Source organism: Streptomyces specialis, from assembly GCF_001493375.1.
Lineage (GTDB): Bacteria > Actinomycetota > Actinomycetes > Streptomycetales > Streptomycetaceae > Streptomyces > Streptomyces specialis.
In genome coordinates this window covers 135314-149689 of sequence record NZ_LN929769.1, presented here as the reverse complement: position 1 = coordinate 149689, position 14376 = coordinate 135314, and the positions used below count along the sequence as shown (strand labels likewise).

Genomic DNA, 14376 nt, shown 5'->3' with positions numbered 1-14376 from the left:
TTCCACAGGAGGAAGGTAAGAACGGTCCGCGAGAACCGGCCACGATCTTGCACCGGTTTTCGCGCGAGTCAACCGAGTGAGGCCGCCGCCGCTCCGATGAGCGCCCTGGCCTCGGGCCCGTAGACCGCCAGCCGCGACATCTGGCTGAACGCCCGCTCGTACATGGCCATTTCGCTGGGCGCGGTGATGGTGACCTGAGCGGTGAGCAGCTCCACGAACGCCTGGCCCGAGTCGTAGAGGCTGAACGTCTCCAGCGTCCACAGCCGGCGGGGGCCCGCGCCGAAGGGGATCACGCCGAGCGAGACCGACGGCAGCGTCATCAGGCTGAGCAGGTGGCCGAGTTGGCCGGCCATCGTCTCGGCGTCACCGATCTGGTAGCGCAGCACGGCCTCCTCGACCAGCAGCGCGAAGTGCCGCCCGCCCTCGTGCACTATCCGCGACCGGGCGAGCCGGGCGTCGACGGCCTGCTCCACGTCGTCGGGGGCACCGTGGAACTGCGTTATCGAGCCGAGGAGCGCGGAGGCGTACTCCCGGGTCTGGAGCACGCCGGGCATCACCGTGGAGCAGTAGACGCGGAACTTGCGGGTCCGCTCGTACAGCGGCACGTACGACTCCTGGAGGCGGCGCAGTCCGGTGCGCTGGAGCCGCCGCCATTCCACGTACAGCGACTCGGCGTTGCGGGAGGCGGCGATGAGGTCGGGGATCTGCTCCGGGACGTCGCATGCCTCGCACCAGGCGCGAAGGTCCGCGTCGGAGGGGGGCGTTCGCGCGTTCTCGATGCGCGAGGTCTTGGCCTCGCTCCAGCCGCAGCGGACGGCCAGCCCGCGTCCGGTCAGCCCGGCGTCCAGGCGGAGGTCCCGCAGACGCGCGGCGACGGCCTCGCGCGCTGCCTGGGCGCTGGAGGACGGCGATACGGACATGCACTTTGCTCTCGGTGGTACGGCGTCAGACCTGATACTCCTGATGCGGGACAGCTCGCTCCCACACAGCGGCGAACGCTGCTGAGCACAGCTTCGCGACGGACGAGGTCTGATTCAACTCAGCGCCCGCTGAACCCCCCTTACCAGTGAAATAATTGAACATGACCGTGGTGTCGTCGAACAACCAGAAGTCGTTCCCCGGCAGGGCGAGATCCGACGCCTCGCGCCGCGGGAGCCACCGGACCTCTTCTCCCGCGGCGATGTTCTGGAACGTGCAGGCGTGTTCGTACCGGATGTAGTCCGTGACGGGTTCGGAGACGATGCGGGCCCGGCGGAATCTCACTCCCCGGGCCGCCGCATCCCTCACCCACGTGTGGAAGTCCGTCCACCACGACGCCGGATCCGCCGGATCGGGCCGGTGGCCGGCCTTCCACGCGGCGAAGGCCGCGTCCTCCTCCTCGATGCCGTAGACGTCTCTCATCTCCAGGTGGACGGCGGAACGACGGCAGTTCGCCAGAAGGTCAACGAACAGCCGATCGCTCTGCGACATCACACGCCTCCCTGATGGCCGGGACCATGCGGGCGGGAATACGGATCACCGCCTCGGTCTCGGGAAGCGGACCGAACTTGCCGCACTCCTCCTCGGTGCCCGGGTCGGCCTTCCAACCCTGGAGAACGAGATCGGCGTTGTGCTCGTCCACCAGCACGGTGGGGCACTGGGTTCCGTTGGTGGCCGGGTCCTTCGCGATGAACCGTAGTGCCATGACTGCCTCCCACGCTCCGCGGTTTGTGCCGGATCGCACGACCATACGCCCCCTTGTTTGTGCAGCGTCAAGAGGGCGACACGGTGCGTGACAAGGGCGGTCACGGCAGGGGTTTGCGCCCCACACCGCCGAACGCGTCGACGTGGGCAGGACCGTTGAAGGCCTCGAACTCCGGCCGCCAGTCGGGGAGTCGCACCACTCCCGGCTCGACGAGCTCCAGCCCCTCGAAAGCCGCCTCGATCTGCTCGGGGCTGCGCACGTAGTACGGCACGGCGCCGCTGGCGGTGTACTCCTCCTCGGCGGCGACCATCTGCTCGGTGGTGTTCGTCCCGTCGTAGTGGACGAGGAAGCTGCCGGGCGCCAGCGGCGCCAGCAGGCGCCGGATGAGCGACTTGGCGACCTCGAAGTCCTCGATGTGGCCCATGATGCCCATCAGGACGAGGGCGACCGGCTTGTCGAAGTCGAGGGTCGCGGCGGCGGCGTCGAGGATGGCGTCCGGGTCGCGCACGTCGGCGTCGATGTACGCGGTCGCGCCCTCGGGGGTGCTGGTCAGCAGGGCGCGGGCGTGGGCCAGCACCAGCGGGTCGTTGTCGACGTAGACGATCCGGCAGTCGGCGGCGGCGCGCTGGGCGACCTGGTGCGTGTTGTCGGCGGTGGGCAGGCCGGTGCCGATGTCGAGGAACTGCCGGATGCCTTCCTCCAGCACCAGATGGCGGATGGCGCGGGCGAGGAAGTGCCGGGAGGTCCGGGCGACGTCCACCAGCCCCGGCATGTGTTCCTTGATGTACTCGCCCACCTGGCGGTCGGGTTCGTAGTTGTCCTTGCCGCCCAGCAGATAGTTCCAGAACCGGGCGGAATGCGGGACGGACGTGTCGATCCTGTCGGGCACACGCGAAGTGCCGCTGTCTGCTGGCTGGTTGTCCGCCACTGTCTCGACTCCTGCCGACGTGCCTGCGATGCCTGCTCGTTGACAACTTATCCGGCGCACGGGCGTACGGCATATGCCCACCGGGGGTACGGGCGGGCCACGCGCGGGTGTCCGCGCGGGGTGTCACTCCGCCGGGGGGACCCCGGCGCGGCGGGCGAGGGCGACGGCGGCCAGGGTGGAGTGGACGCCGAGCTTCCCCAGGACGTTCTGCATGTGGGTGCGGACCGTGTGCGGGGACAGGTAGAGCCGCTCGGCGACCGCCTTGCGGCCGAGACCGGCCAGCATGCAGCGCAGGACCTCCAGCTCGCGGGGGGTCAACGACTCGACGAGACGCTCGTGTTCGCTGCGGTGGCGGCGGTCGCGGTGCAGTTCGCGGAGGACTCCGGTGAGCAGCGCGGGCGGGACGTGCGTCTCCTCGCGCAGCACGCCGCGGACGACCTGGAGGAGCCGGGCCAGGGAACTGTCCTTGGCGACCCAGCCGCTGGCGCCCGCGGTCAGCGCGAGAGCGGCCCGCACCGGATCGTCGCATGCCGCGAGCATGACAGCACGGAGGGCGGGCCGGCGCTCCCGGGCCGCGGTGAGCAGCGAACCGTCGCCCGGCGCGTCGCCGTCGAGACCGGCATCGAGCAACAGGACGTCGAACGGCGCCCGTTCGAGCTGGTGCAGAGCGGCGGGCGCGCTTCCGACAGCCATCGCGTCCACGTCCTGCTCCGCGGTGAGCGCGGTGGCCAGCGACTCGGCGAAGATCCGGTGCCCGTCCACCACGAGCACCCGAATTCGATCCACAGCGGCCCCTCGGTCGCCTCGGCAGCGGAAAGGCGGGCTCGGCGGGCACGACGCCGTCGCCCCGGCCCCGGGGTGCGTCCGCACGGCCGCCGCCGCACGGCACCGGTGCCGGTCCGTGGGCGCCGCACCCACCTGTCTCGCCCCCTGAAAGCGGCACCGGCCCCCACCGGTGCTTCTCCTCAGATTACGGGTGCCGGCGGGCGGCGGTAGCCCTTTCGCCGAAGTGCGCGTATCGAAGACGTCACACCGGGACGCGTTGCGCGCCGGACGAGGGGATCGCCTCGAAGATGCGCGGCGGGTGATGACCGGCCCGGTCGAAGGCCGCGCGGACGGCCCGCGCGGTGAACTCGGCCGCGCCCGCGTCCACCAGGGCGAGGGCCGAACCGCCGAAGCCGCCGCCCGTCATGCGGGCCCCGAGGGCACCGGCCCCGACCGACACCTCGACGGCCAGGTCGAGTTCGGGGCACGACACCCCGAAGTCGTCGCGGAGCGAGGCGTGTCCGGCGGACAGCAGCGGCCCGATGTCGCGGGCGCGCCCGGCGTCGAGCAGCGAAACGGCCCGCGCCACCCGGTCGTTCTCGGTGACCACGGGGCGGACGCGGCGGCGCAGGACGTCGTCGGGCAGGCGGGCCAGCGCGTCGTCCAGGTCCTCGGCGGCAACGTCGCGCAGCGCGGGCGCGCCCGGGGCCGCCGCGCCCGCCTCGCACTCGACGCGGCGCCGCGCGTAGGCGCCGTCGGCGTGGGCGTGCCGGACCCGGGTGTCGATCACCAGCAGCCGCAGCCCCTCCAGGGCCATGGCGAACGGGATCTGGCGCCGGCCGAGGTCGCGGGTGTCCAGGCGCATGACGTGGCCCGAGGTGCAGCAGGCGGACGCCATCTGGTCGAGGATGCCGCAGGGGACGCCGGTGAAGTCGTTCTCCGCCCGCGCGGCGGTGCGGGCCACGGCGACCGGGGTCAGGTCCAGGCCGAAGATGTCGTTCAGGGCGGTGGCGGTGACGACTTCGAGGGCGGCGGAGGACGACAGGCCCGCGCCGACGGGGACGTCGGACTCGTAGGAGATGTTCAGGCCGCCCAGTTCGTGGCCCGCCTCGCGCAGCGCCCACACCCCCCCCGCCGGGTACGCGGCCCAGCCGGTCACCGCGCCCGGGGCGAGGGCGTCGAGGTCGAGGTCCACCGGCCCGGCGCCGGGCAGGTCGCCGGAGAACCCGCCGGAGAACAGCCGCAGCCGGCGGTCGGCGCGGCGGGATACGGCGGCCTTGGTGGTGTGCGGCAGGGCCAGGGGCAGCGCGAGGCCGTCGTTGTAGTCGGTGTGCTCGCCGATCAGGTTGACCCGGCCGGGGGCCGACCAGTGGCCCTCAGGGGCGGCGCCGAACAGTCGCTCGTGGGTCATGGCCGCCTCTCCGTCCGCCGGGCGAACTCCCAGGCGTCACCGATGATGTCCGCCAGGTCCGGGCGGGCGGGGCGCCAGCCGAGGCGGGCACGGGCGCGGGCGGCGGACGCCACCAGGACGGCCGGGTCGCCCGGGCGGCGCTCGGCGGCGACCGCGGGGACGGGCCGGCCGGTGACGCGGCGGGCGGTGTCGATGACCTCGCGGACGGAGAAGCCGTTGCCGTTGCCGAGGTTGCAGATCAGGTGCTCGCCGGCGGTGGCCGCCGCCAGGGCCAGCAGGTGGGCGTTCGCGAGGTCGTCCACGTGGATGTAGTCGCGCACGCAGGTGCCGTCCGGCGTCGGGTAGTCGGTGCCGTAGATCGCGATCGACTCCCGGCGGCCGAGCGCCACTTGCAGGATGATCGGGATCAAGTGGCTTTCGGGGTCGTGCCGTTCGCCCAGTATCCCGCCGGCGTGGGCGCCCGCCACGTTGAAGTACCGCAGGGAGACGGCGGCCAGGCCGTGCGCGGCGCACTCGCCGCTCAGCATGTGGTCGACGGCGAGCTTGGTGGCGCCGTACGGGTTGCCCGGCGCGGCCGGGGCGTCCTCGGTGATCGGGACGGTGTCCGGCTCGCCGTAGACGGCGGCGGTGGAGGAGAAGACCAGGGTGCGCACGTCCGCCTCGCGCATGGCGCGGAGCAGTTCGACGGTGCCGCCGACGTTGTTCCGCCAGTACTTCTCGGGGTCGGCCACGGACTCGCCGACCTGCGAGAAGGCGGCGAAGTGCAGGACGCCGTCGAAGGAGCCGTCCAGCACCTTGCCCGCCTCCTGGACGCGGCCCTCGACGAAGTCGGCGCCCTCCGGGACCCCGGCGCGGAAGCCGGTGGACAGGTCGTCCAGCACCGTCACGTGGTGGCCCGCCGCCAGCAGGTGCGCCGCGACCGTGCCGCCGACGTAACCCGCGCCGCCCGTCACCAGGTACTTGCTCATCAGGTCGCCACCTTTCCCGGCCGGCCGGCCGCGGCCGTTCGGCAGTACGTCACTCACCGACGCGCCCCGGCCGGGCTCCGGACGGGCCGGGGGTGCCGGCGCGGTGGGCGGAGACCGGCGTGGCGGACGTCAGCGAGCTTAGTGGCGCCGGGACACGCGCGCGGGCGTTCCCGTGGAACAGAAGATCACGGGATCACCACATCACGGGGTGAAAGGCTCAGGGGCTCGGGGCCCCAGGGATCACAGGTCGCGGGAGGCGGCGAGGTGATCGAGGAGGCCGGTGCGGACGGCGAGGGCCGCGGCCTCCAGGCGCGAGGCCGTGCCGAGCTTGGTGAGCAGCCGCTGGACGTGGGTGCGGGCGGTGCTGGGCGCGACACCCAGGCCGGCGGCGATGCGCCGGGTGTCCTCGCCCTCGACGATGCGCACCAGCACGTCCGCCTCGCGGTCCGTCAGCAGCGCCGCCAGCCGCGCCCCCTCGGCCTGGTCCGCCGTGCGCGGGTGCAGCAGTTCGGCGAACGCGTCGCGCAGCAACTGCGGCGTCACCGCCGCCTCGCCCGCCTTCGCCTTCAGCATCGCGCGTTCCACGCCCTCGATGCGCTCGTCGTGCCGCACGTAGCCCCGCGCGCCCGCCGCGAACGCCGCCGCCACGCCCCGGGGGTTGGGCACCGGGCCGAGCACGACGACCGCCACCCGGGGGCACTCGTGGCGCAGCCGCCGCAACGGGTCGAGCGCGCCCGGCGCTTCGGGCTCCAGCGCGCCCAGCAGGCACACGTCGGGCTGCTTGCCGACCACCAGGTCCGCGCCCCGGCCGATCGGGGCCCCGGCCCCGAGGACCCGGTGCCCGCGCACCCGCAGGGCGGAGGCGAGCGCTTCCGCGACCAGCCTCCTGTCGTCGACGACCACGACCCGTACGCTCATACGTCTCCTACGCTCGCTTCGACCGCGCTCGCGGGCGCCGGCGTGGGGCCGGTCGTCCCGTCACCGGTAGACGAGGAGGGCGGGCTTGCTCTCGTCGTCGCCGTCGTAGAACGTCCGGTTGGCCAGCACCAGGGTGTTGTCGTGCCACATGGGCTGCTGATTATGGACCATGAAGCTGGACATGAGGGCGAACTCCTGGGCGCGGGCGGCCCGGTCGAGGGCCATGACGGGTGCGGCGCTCTCCGTTTCCGGGTCGATCGCGACGACCATGCCCTCCAGGGTGTCGCTCGCCGGCTGGTAGGCGAGGATCTTCCCGTCCTGCACGCCGAACGGCCAGATCTGGCCGCCGTTGATGGCCTCGACCTCGTACAGGGCCTGGCCGCGTGCCAGGTCGAACGCGGCGACCGCGTTGTCGCCGTAGGGGACGTTGGTCGGCAGGTAGAGGAACCCGTCGTGGACCACGCCCAGCCAGCAGTCGCCCAGGGTGTTGACCTCGCACGGGTCCAGGTAGCGGTCGATGTCGTAGTCCAAGTCGTGGGCTATCTCACGGTGTTGCTCGTCCACGACGAAGATGTGCGCGGCGCCGGGGTCGGTGATGTCCTCGCCGACGGTCGCGGTGACGACCAACGGGTCGACGGAGACGACGGAGTTGACGGACAGCTCCCCGTTCTCGTACGTCGCCGGGTACTCCCACTCCCACAGTTCCTCGCCCGCCTCGTCGGTGGCGCGGATGCTGCCGCCCTCCTCGCCCATCGAGCCGCAGGTGAGGTGGGAGATGAACATGTCGTCGACGACCATGTACTCGTTCTCGCGGCAGCGGTCGTTGGTGCGGGACTCCCAGAGCTTCTCCTCCCGGGAGACGCTGAAGCCCATGCCGCTGACGCCGGTGCCGATCGCCACGACATCGCCGAGGATGGCGGGGGTGGAGGACGAGGAGGTCGGCCACTGCGAGTCGAGGGGCATGCTCATGACCTCGGTGCCGTCGGTGATGTCGACCACGGTCAGCACCTCGCAGTCGCGGCCCTGGAGGAGGGCGACGCGGTTCTCGGAGGCGTTGGGCGAGACCAGGCAGTCGCCTTCGGAGGACTCGAAGGGAAAGGTCCAGTTCTCGCGGCCGGTCGCGAGGTCGTAGGAGACGATCGCGTCGGGCATGACGCGGACGAAGGCGTCGTCCACGAACCAGGCGCCCTTGGCGGTGTGGAGGATCTGTTCCACGGTGACCGGGGGCGAGGGCAGGTCCCAGGCGAGGGACGCCTGGATCGGCTCGGCGGGCAGCCCGTCCGGGGTGGGGGCCGGGTCCTGGGCCGCCGGCTCCCCGCCGTCGTCGCCGGTCAGCAGCCAGACGCCGCCGGCCGTCAGGAGCCTGTCTCTTAAACACATCCCCGAACCCACGAGACAGGCAGAAATATCGTATGCCGGCTTCTGCTTTGAAAAAAAAATAGATCTTGATAGAGCCTTTGCGGTTGGGATCCTCGAGCAGGCCGCGACAGAGATCGCGACCGGCCTCTTCCGCCGCCGCGGCCGAGGGGGAAAAGGGACCGGGGCCGGGGGGCCGCGCCGGGCAGGGTGGGGGCCCCGGAGCCGCCGCCGGGGGCGGCTGGTGCGGCGGCGGTGGAGGTGGCTGCGACATGTGGTGATCCCCCTGACCCGGTGCGGGTCGAACGTCGTACGAGCAACTCTTTCTACCATCGGACTTTCATGCCCCGGGCGTGGTGGAGCCGCGCGGAGCCGCCTGCCGCTGGGGCTTTGGCCGGGAACGGCTACTCGTCGTCCGAGAGTTCGAGCCAGCGGGTTTCCAGGTCGTCGCGCTGGGCGGCGAGTTCACGGAGCTGGGTGTCCAGGGCCGCGATACGTGCGAAGTCCGTGGCGTTCTCGGCCATGTCGGCGTGGAGGGCGGACTCCTTCTCGGCCAGCTTCTCCAACTGGCGCTCGATGCGCTGGATCTCCTTCTGCGCGGCGCGGGAGAGCCGGGACGGCTTCGCGGGCGCCGGAGGTGCCCCCGTCGCGGCGGGTGCCGCCGCCGTGCCGGCCGGCGGGCGGCGGGCGGCGCGGCGTTCCAGGTACTCGTCGATGCCGCGCGGCAGCATCCGCAGGTCGCCGTCGCCGAGCAGCGCGAACACCTGATCGGTGACGCGTTCCAGGAAGAACCGGTCGTGGCTGACGACCACCAGCGAGCCGGGCCAGCCGTCGAGGAGGTCCTCCAACTGGGTGAGCGTCTCGATGTCCAGGTCGTTGGTCGGCTCGTCCAGGAACAGCACGTTGGGCTCGTCCATCAGCAGCCGCAGGATCTGGAGCCGGCGCCGTTCGCCGCCGGACAGGTCGCCGACCGGGGTCCACTGGCGTTCCTTGCCGAAGCCGAACCGCTCGCAGAGCTGCGAGGCGGTCATCTCCCGGCCCTTGCCGAGGTCCACCCGGGCCCGCACCCGCTCCACCGCCTGGAGCACCCGCTCGGCCGGGTCCAGCTCGGCGACGTCCTGCGACAGATACGCCAGCCGCACCGTCTTGCCCACGGTCACCTTGCCGCCCGTGAGCAGCCCCGAGCCCTCGGGGTCGGCCAGGGCGCGCAGCAGCGTGGTCTTGCCCGCGCCGTTCACCCCGACCAGGCCGACGCGGTCGCCGGGCCCGAGCTGCCACGTCAGATGGGTGAGCAGCTCCCGGCCGCCCGAGCCGCCGACCCGCAGGGTGACGTCCTCCAGATCGAAGACGGTCCTGCCGAGCCGGGCGGACGCGAAGCGCGTCAGCTCGGCGTCGTCGCGCGGCGGCGGGACGTCCTCGATCAGGGCGTTGGCGGCCTCGATCCGGAACCGGGGCTTGCTGGTCCGCGCCGGGGCGCCGCGCCGCAGCCAGGCCAGCTCCTTGCGCATCAGGTTCTGCCGCCTGGCCTCCTCGCCGGCCGCGACGCGCTCCCGCTCGGCGCGGGCGAAGACGTAGTCGCTGTACCCGCCGTCGTAGGTGTGGACGGTGCCGCGCTGCACGTCCCACATGCGGGTGCAGACCTGGTCGAGGAACCACCGGTCGTGGGTGACCACCACCAGCGCGGAACGGCGTTCGCGCAGGTGGGCGGCGAGCCAGGCGATGCCCTCGACGTCGAGGTGGTTCGTCGGCTCGTCCAGGACGATCAGGTCCTGCTCGGCGATCAGCAGCTTGGCGAGCGCCACGCGCCGCCGTTCGCCGCCGGACAGGGGGCCGATGACGGTGTCCAGGCCGTCGGGGAAGCCGGGCAGGTCGAGGCCGCCGAAGAGGCCGGTGAGGACGGAACGCACTCGCGCGTCGCCGGCCCACTCGTGGGCGGCGAGGTCCCCGATGACCTCCTGGCGGACGGTGGCGGCCGGGTCGAGGGTGTCGGACTGGGTGAGGACGCCGCCGCGCAGGTCTCCCAGGTGGGTGACGCGGCCGTCGTCGGGCTCCTCCTGGCGGGCCAGGATGCGGACGAGCGTCGTCTTGCCGTCGCCGTTGCGCCCGACGACGCCGATGCGGTCGCCCTGGCCGACGCCGAGGGAGACGCCGTCGAGGATGGTCCTGGTGCCGTAGACCTTGCGGACGGACTCCAGGTTGACGAGGTTCTTGGCCGGTTTGACCGCGGCTTCAGGCATGGGACTCGCTCGTGGCGTCGAGCACCGTCGCGCCCGGGGCGGGCGCGGTGGTGGTGCGGGCGGCGCGGCAGGTGCCGCTGTCGGTCAGGGAACGGGCGATCCGGGCGGCGGCCCCGGCGTCGGCCGCGAGGAACGCGCATGTCGGCCCGGAGCCGGAGACCAGGCCGGCCAGCGCGCCGGCGGCGGTGCCCGCGGCCAGGGTGGCGGCGAGCGAGGGGCGCAGCGAAACGGCGGCGGGCTGGAGGTCGTTGGTGAGCGCGGCGGCGAGCGCGGGCGCGTCGCCGGTACGCAGGGCCGCCAGGAGCGCGGGGTCGGCCTCGGGCGCGGCGACGGGGGTGTCGCCGCGCAGGCGGTCGCACGCGCGGTAGACCTCGGGGGTGGACAGGCCGCCGTCCGCGAGGGCGAACCCCCAGTGGAACGGCCCCCCGACGGCCAGTTCGGTCAGCTTCTCGCCCCTGCCCCGGCCCAGGGCGGCGCCGCCGACCAGGCTGAACGGCACGTCGGAGCCCAGCTCGGCGCACAGGTCGAGGAGTTGGGCGCGGGGGGTGGCCGTTCCCCAGAGGGTGTCGCAGGCGAGGAGGGCTCCGGCGGCGTCCGCGCTGCCGCCCGCCATGCCGCCCGCGACGGGGATGTCCTTGACGATGTCGAGCCGTACGGCGGGGGCCAGTCCGTGGTGGGCGGCGAGGATTTCGGCGGCGCGGACGGCGAGGTTGGCGCGGTCCAGCGGGACGTGCTCGCTGCCGGGGCCGGCGCAGGTGACGGTGATCCCGGGCACCGAGGGGTCGGTGGGGGTCGCCGTGACGTGGTCGTAAAGGCCCACGGCGAGGAAGACGTTGGCCAGGTCGTGGAAGCCGTCCGGCCGGAGCGGGCCGACGGCGAGCTGGACGTTGACCTTGGCGGGGACGCGGACCGGGACGGGAGTGGTGGCGGGCATGCGCTCAATCTCGGGAGGCGGGCGGGAAGTTCACGGGCGGTTCTCGGCGAGGCGGGCGAAGTCCTCGACGGACAGGGCCTCGCCGCGGGCGCCGGACGGGACGCCGGCCGCCGCGCAGGCGGCCTCGGCGGCGGCCGGGGAGCCGGCCCACGGGGCGAGCGCGGAGCGCAGCGTCTTGCGGCGCTGCGCGAACGCCGCGTCGACCACCGCGAAGACCTCCGCGCGGCTGGCCGTGGTGCGCGGCGGGTCGCGGCGGGTGAGGGCGACGAGGCCGGAGTCGACGTTGGGCGCGGGCCAGAACACGGTTCTGCCGATGGCCCCGGCGCGACGGGCCTCCGCGTACCAGGCCGTCTTGACGGACGGCACCCCGTACACCTTGGAGCCGGGGGCGGCGGCGAGCCGGTCCGCGACCTCGGACTGCACCATCACCAGGGCCCGTTCGAGGCTGGGGAAGGTGGCGAGCATGTGGAGGAGGACGGGAACGGCCACGTTGTAGGGGAGGTTGGCGACGAGGGCGCCGGGGGGCGGCCCCGGCAGCTCGGTGACGCGCATGGCGTCCTGGTGCACCAGGGAGAACCGGTCGGCGCGGTCCGGCAGCCGGGCGGCGACCGTGGCGGGCAGGGCGGCGGCCAGCACGTCGTCGATCTCGACGGCGGTGACGTGCCCGGCCGCGTCGAGGAGCGCGAGGGTCAGCGAGCCGAGGCCGGGGCCGACCTCGACCACCACGTCGTCCGGGCCGACACCGGCGGCGCGGACGATGCGGCGGACGGTGTTGGCGTCGATCACGAAGTTCTGCCCGCGCTGCTTGGTCGGGCGCAGGCCGAGGGCGGCTGCCAGCTCGCGCACGTCGGCCGGCCCGAGCAGGGCGTCCGTCCCGGCGGTCCGGCTCGGGCCGTCCGTCCCGGTCGCGCCGTCGGCCCCGGTCATCCGAAGGCCCGGACGGTGTTGGCGGCGAGGTGGCGGGACATGTCCTCCTCGGTCATCCCCTTGACGGCGGCCATGGCCCGCACGGTCACCGGGATGAGGTAGGGCGCGTTGGGCCGGCCGCGGAAGGGCGTGGGGGTGAGGAACGGGGCGTCGGTCTCCACCAGGAGCAGCTCCGGCGGCGCGGCGGCCAGCGCGTCGCGCAGGGGCTGGGCGCTGCCGAAGGTGACGTTGCCGGCGAAGGACATGAACCACCCCTCGGCGGCGCAGATCCCGGCCATCGCGGCGTCGCCGGAGTAGCAGTGGAACACGGTCCGCCGGGGGGCGCCCTCCTCGCGGAGGATGCGCAGGACGTCGTCGTGGGCGTCGCGGTCGTGGATGACGAGCGTCTTGTCCAGCTCCTTGGCGAGCGCGATGTGGCGGCGGAAGCTGTGCTGCTGGGCGGCGGTGCCCTCGGGGCCGGTGCGGAAGTAGTCGAGGCCGGTCTCGCCCAGCGCCCTGACCTGGTGGAGGCGGGCCAGCCCGGCGATCTCCGCCAGCGCGGCGTCGAGGGCGCCGGGGCCGTCCTCCCGGTCGATGCGCGCCGCCTCGTTGGGGTGCAGGGCGACGGCGGCCCACACCGCCTCGTGCTCGGCGGCGATCTTGGCGGCCCACCGGGCGCGTTCCACGTCGCAGCCGATCTGCACGACGCGCGTGACGCCGACGGCGGCGGCCCGGGCGAGGGCCTCCTCGACGGTGGTGTCCTGCATGTCGAGATGCGTGTGCGAATCGGTGACGGGCACGGCGAGCGGCTCGGGCGGCGGTGGCGGCACGTGCTGCTCGGCCCTGGACTTGGCGGACTTGGGCATGCCGTCGATCCTACGGCCGCCGCCCCGGCCGCTCCGGGCGCCGGTCCCGGCTCAGGCGGGGGGCGGTCCCGGCTCAGGCGGGCGGCGGTCCCGGCTCAGGCGGGCGGCGGTCCCGGCTCAGGCGGGCGGCGGGAACGTCCGGGCGCCCGGCCAGGAGGCGGCGCGCCGGGCGGCGGCGACCAGGTCGGGGCGCACGACACGGACGCGGTGGCCGCCGCAGTTGCGGCAGACGGGGTGGGTCAGCGGGGACGGGACCTGCCTGCCGTCCTCGTGGTAGCTCACGAACGGGCGGCCGTGCGGGTCGGCGCGGTGCTCGATCCGGTACGTCTGTTCCCATCCGTGTCCGCAGCTCAGACAGGCGAAGCCATACGTCTCGCGAACGGTCTCCCCGGCGTTCTCCGTCATCGCACCGCTCCCGTTTCGTCCGGTTCACTCGATTCGTCCGGATCTGACCTTTCCATGGTAATCAGCCTGGCCGATGATCACTCCGGACGGCCGCTCCGGGCCGCCACCACGGCGTCGAAGACCTCCCGCTTGGGCCGCCCGGCCGCCCGCGCGACCTCCGCGATGGCCTCCTTGCGATGCTGCCCCGCCGCCTCGCGCTCCGCGACCAGCCGGGCCAGCCCGGCGGCGTCCGGCGCCCCCGCCACCCCCGCCGACGGCTCGGCGCCCGCGACGACCACCGTGATCTCGCCGCGCAAGGCGGGGGAGGGGGCGGGTCTGCCCTGTCCCGTGGCCAGGGAGATTGTTAAAAGGCCCCCCCCCCCTCCCCCCCTCCACCTTTTCGCCCACCCCCCGCCCCCCCCCCGCCCGCCGGTCCGGGCCGAACGCCTCCGCCATCGCGGCCAGCGTCGCCGCCAGCCGGTGCGGCGACTCGAAATACACCAGCGTCCGCCGCTCCCCCGCCGCCTCGCGCAGCCGCGCCGCCCGCTCCCCCGCCTTGCGCGGCGGGAACCCCTCGAAGCAGAACCGGTCCACCGGCAGCCCCGACAGCGCCAGCGCCGTCAGCCCCGCGGACGGCCCCGGAACCGCCGTCACCCGCACCCCGCGCTCCACCGCCGCCGCCACCAGCCGGTACCCCGGGTCGGACACCGACGGCATGCCCGCGTCCGTCACCAGCAGCACCCGCGCCCCGCCCGCCAGCTCATCGGCCAGCTCCGGGGTGCGCGCGGCCTCGTTCCCCTCGAAGTACGACACGACCCGGCCGCCCACCCGCACGCCCAGCCCCTGCGCCAGCCGCCGCAGCCGCCGCGTGTCCTCGGCGGCGACGACGTCCGCCGTCGCCAGCTCCTCGCCCAGGCGGGGCGGGGCGTCCGCCAGGTCCCCGATCGGGGTGCCGGCCAGTACGAGCGTGCCTGTCCCAGTCATGCCGCCCATCCTCGCGGATCGCCGAACCTCATCGG

15 protein-coding genes are annotated in these 14376 nt (G+C 73.7%); all 15 read right to left on the bottom strand.

Translation table 11 applies throughout. The features are described 5' to 3' along the window. Nucleotides 1-68: 68 nt before the first annotated feature. The 15 genes from BN2279_RS05910 to rsmI all read right to left on the bottom strand — a co-directional run bounded on the left by BN2279_RS05910 (nucleotide 69) and on the right by rsmI (nucleotide 14341). The gene (locus BN2279_RS05910) at nucleotides 69-920 is read right to left on the bottom strand and encodes a helix-turn-helix domain-containing protein (protein WP_059007134.1); all 852 of its coding nucleotides are present in this window, start codon (nucleotides 918-920) and stop codon (nucleotides 69-71) included. 25 nt (nucleotides 921-945) lie between these two features. After that, on the bottom strand, nucleotides 946-1470 hold the full coding sequence (locus BN2279_RS05905) for a DUF6879 family protein (protein WP_059007132.1): 525 nt from the start codon (nucleotides 1468-1470) through the stop codon (nucleotides 946-948). Continuing rightward, nucleotides 1442-1684: a hypothetical protein gene (locus tag BN2279_RS05900; RefSeq protein ID WP_059007130.1), complete on the bottom strand. Its 243-nt coding sequence runs from the start codon at nucleotides 1682-1684 to the stop codon at nucleotides 1442-1444. Before BN2279_RS05900 ends, BN2279_RS05905 begins: the two co-directional genes overlap by 29 nt. A gap of 100 nt (nucleotides 1685-1784) precedes the next feature. Next, nucleotides 1785-2612, bottom strand: coding sequence for an SAM-dependent methyltransferase (locus BN2279_RS05895; RefSeq protein ID WP_059007128.1), 828 nt, complete (start codon nucleotides 2610-2612; stop codon nucleotides 1785-1787). 123 nt (nucleotides 2613-2735) lie between these two features. After that, complete coding sequence (locus tag BN2279_RS05890) at nucleotides 2736-3398, bottom strand: LuxR C-terminal-related transcriptional regulator (protein WP_059007126.1); 663 nt, start codon at nucleotides 3396-3398, stop codon at nucleotides 2736-2738. A 241-nt stretch (nucleotides 3399-3639) separates the two neighbouring features. Continuing rightward, nucleotides 3640-4788, bottom strand: coding sequence for a galactokinase (gene galK, locus BN2279_RS05885; RefSeq protein ID WP_059007125.1), 1149 nt, complete (start codon nucleotides 4786-4788; stop codon nucleotides 3640-3642). Beyond that, the gene (gene galE / locus BN2279_RS05880; RefSeq protein WP_059007123.1) at nucleotides 4785-5756 is read right to left on the bottom strand and encodes a UDP-glucose 4-epimerase GalE; all 972 of its coding nucleotides are present in this window, start codon (nucleotides 5754-5756) and stop codon (nucleotides 4785-4787) included. The genes galK and galE overlap by 4 nt, the downstream gene beginning before the upstream one ends. Before the next feature lie 240 nt (nucleotides 5757-5996). After that, nucleotides 5997-6674 (bottom strand): response regulator transcription factor, encoded by a 678-nt coding sequence (locus BN2279_RS05875; protein ID WP_059007121.1) that lies wholly within the window; start codon nucleotides 6672-6674, stop codon nucleotides 5997-5999. Nucleotides 6675-6734: 60 nt separating this feature from the next. Then, the gene (locus BN2279_RS05870; protein WP_059007119.1) at nucleotides 6735-8054 is read right to left on the bottom strand and encodes an outer membrane protein assembly factor BamB family protein; all 1320 of its coding nucleotides are present in this window, start codon (nucleotides 8052-8054) and stop codon (nucleotides 6735-6737) included. A gap of 380 nt (nucleotides 8055-8434) precedes the next feature. Continuing rightward, entirely contained in the window at nucleotides 8435-10267 is a 1833-nt protein-coding gene (locus tag BN2279_RS05865; RefSeq protein ID WP_059007117.1) for an ABC-F family ATP-binding cassette domain-containing protein, read from the bottom strand. Beyond that, nucleotides 10260-11201, bottom strand: a complete 942-nt coding sequence (locus BN2279_RS05860) for a 4-(cytidine 5'-diphospho)-2-C-methyl-D-erythritol kinase (RefSeq protein ID WP_059007115.1) — start codon at nucleotides 11199-11201, stop codon at nucleotides 10260-10262. Before BN2279_RS05860 ends, BN2279_RS05865 begins: the two co-directional genes overlap by 8 nt. 30 nt (nucleotides 11202-11231) lie before the next feature. Next, the gene (rsmA, locus tag BN2279_RS05855; RefSeq protein WP_059007112.1) at nucleotides 11232-12128 is read right to left on the bottom strand and encodes a 16S rRNA (adenine(1518)-N(6)/adenine(1519)-N(6))-dimethyltransferase RsmA; all 897 of its coding nucleotides are present in this window, start codon (nucleotides 12126-12128) and stop codon (nucleotides 11232-11234) included. Further along, nucleotides 12125-12973, bottom strand: coding sequence for a TatD family hydrolase (locus tag BN2279_RS05850; RefSeq protein WP_059007111.1), 849 nt, complete (start codon nucleotides 12971-12973; stop codon nucleotides 12125-12127). The genes rsmA and BN2279_RS05850 overlap by 4 nt, the downstream gene beginning before the upstream one ends. Before the next feature lie 117 nt (nucleotides 12974-13090). Further along, nucleotides 13091-13378: a hypothetical protein gene (locus BN2279_RS05845; protein ID WP_059007109.1), complete on the bottom strand. Its 288-nt coding sequence runs from the start codon at nucleotides 13376-13378 to the stop codon at nucleotides 13091-13093. Nucleotides 13379-13402: 24 nt separating this feature from the next. Beyond that, nucleotides 13403-14341 (bottom strand): 16S rRNA (cytidine(1402)-2'-O)-methyltransferase, encoded by a 939-nt coding sequence (gene rsmI, locus BN2279_RS05840; protein WP_159037081.1) that lies wholly within the window; start codon nucleotides 14339-14341, stop codon nucleotides 13403-13405. Nucleotides 14342-14376: the final 35 nt, after the last annotated feature.

What these genes read in the sequence shown, in the direction of transcription:
- BN2279_RS05850 (WP_059007111.1), bottom strand. Translation starts at nt 12,973, where the DNA reads ATGCCCAAGTCCGCCAAGTCCAGGGCCGAGCAGCACGTGCCGCCACCG.
- BN2279_RS05865 (WP_059007117.1), bottom strand. Translation starts at nt 10,267, where the DNA reads ATGCCTGAAGCCGCGGTCAAACCGGCCAAGAACCTCGTCAACCTGGAG.
- galK (WP_059007125.1), bottom strand. Translation starts at nt 4,788, where the DNA reads ATGACCCACGAGCGACTGTTCGGCGCCGCCCCTGAGGGCCACTGGTCG.
- BN2279_RS05875 (WP_059007121.1), bottom strand. Translation starts at nt 6,674, where the DNA reads ATGAGCGTACGGGTCGTGGTCGTCGACGACAGGAGGCTGGTCGCGGAA.
- rsmI (WP_159037081.1), bottom strand. Translation starts at nt 14,341, where the DNA reads ATGACTGGGACAGGCACGCTCGTACTGGCCGGCACCCCGATCGGGGAC.
- BN2279_RS05910 (WP_059007134.1), bottom strand. Translation starts at nt 920, where the DNA reads ATGTCCGTATCGCCGTCCTCCAGCGCCCAGGCAGCGCGCGAGGCCGTC.
- BN2279_RS05900 (WP_059007130.1), bottom strand. Translation starts at nt 1,684, where the DNA reads ATGGCACTACGGTTCATCGCGAAGGACCCGGCCACCAACGGAACCCAG.
- BN2279_RS05845 (WP_059007109.1), bottom strand. Translation starts at nt 13,378, where the DNA reads ATGACGGAGAACGCCGGGGAGACCGTTCGCGAGACGTATGGCTTCGCC.
- rsmA (WP_059007112.1), bottom strand. Translation starts at nt 12,128, where the DNA reads ATGACCGGGGCCGACGGCGCGACCGGGACGGACGGCCCGAGCCGGACC.
- BN2279_RS05870 (WP_059007119.1), bottom strand. Translation starts at nt 8,054, where the DNA reads ATGTGTTTAAGAGACAGGCTCCTGACGGCCGGCGGCGTCTGGCTGCTG.
- BN2279_RS05905 (WP_059007132.1), bottom strand. Translation starts at nt 1,470, where the DNA reads ATGTCGCAGAGCGATCGGCTGTTCGTTGACCTTCTGGCGAACTGCCGT.
- BN2279_RS05860 (WP_059007115.1), bottom strand. Translation starts at nt 11,201, where the DNA reads ATGCCCGCCACCACTCCCGTCCCGGTCCGCGTCCCCGCCAAGGTCAAC.
- galE (WP_059007123.1), bottom strand. Translation starts at nt 5,756, where the DNA reads ATGAGCAAGTACCTGGTGACGGGCGGCGCGGGTTACGTCGGCGGCACG.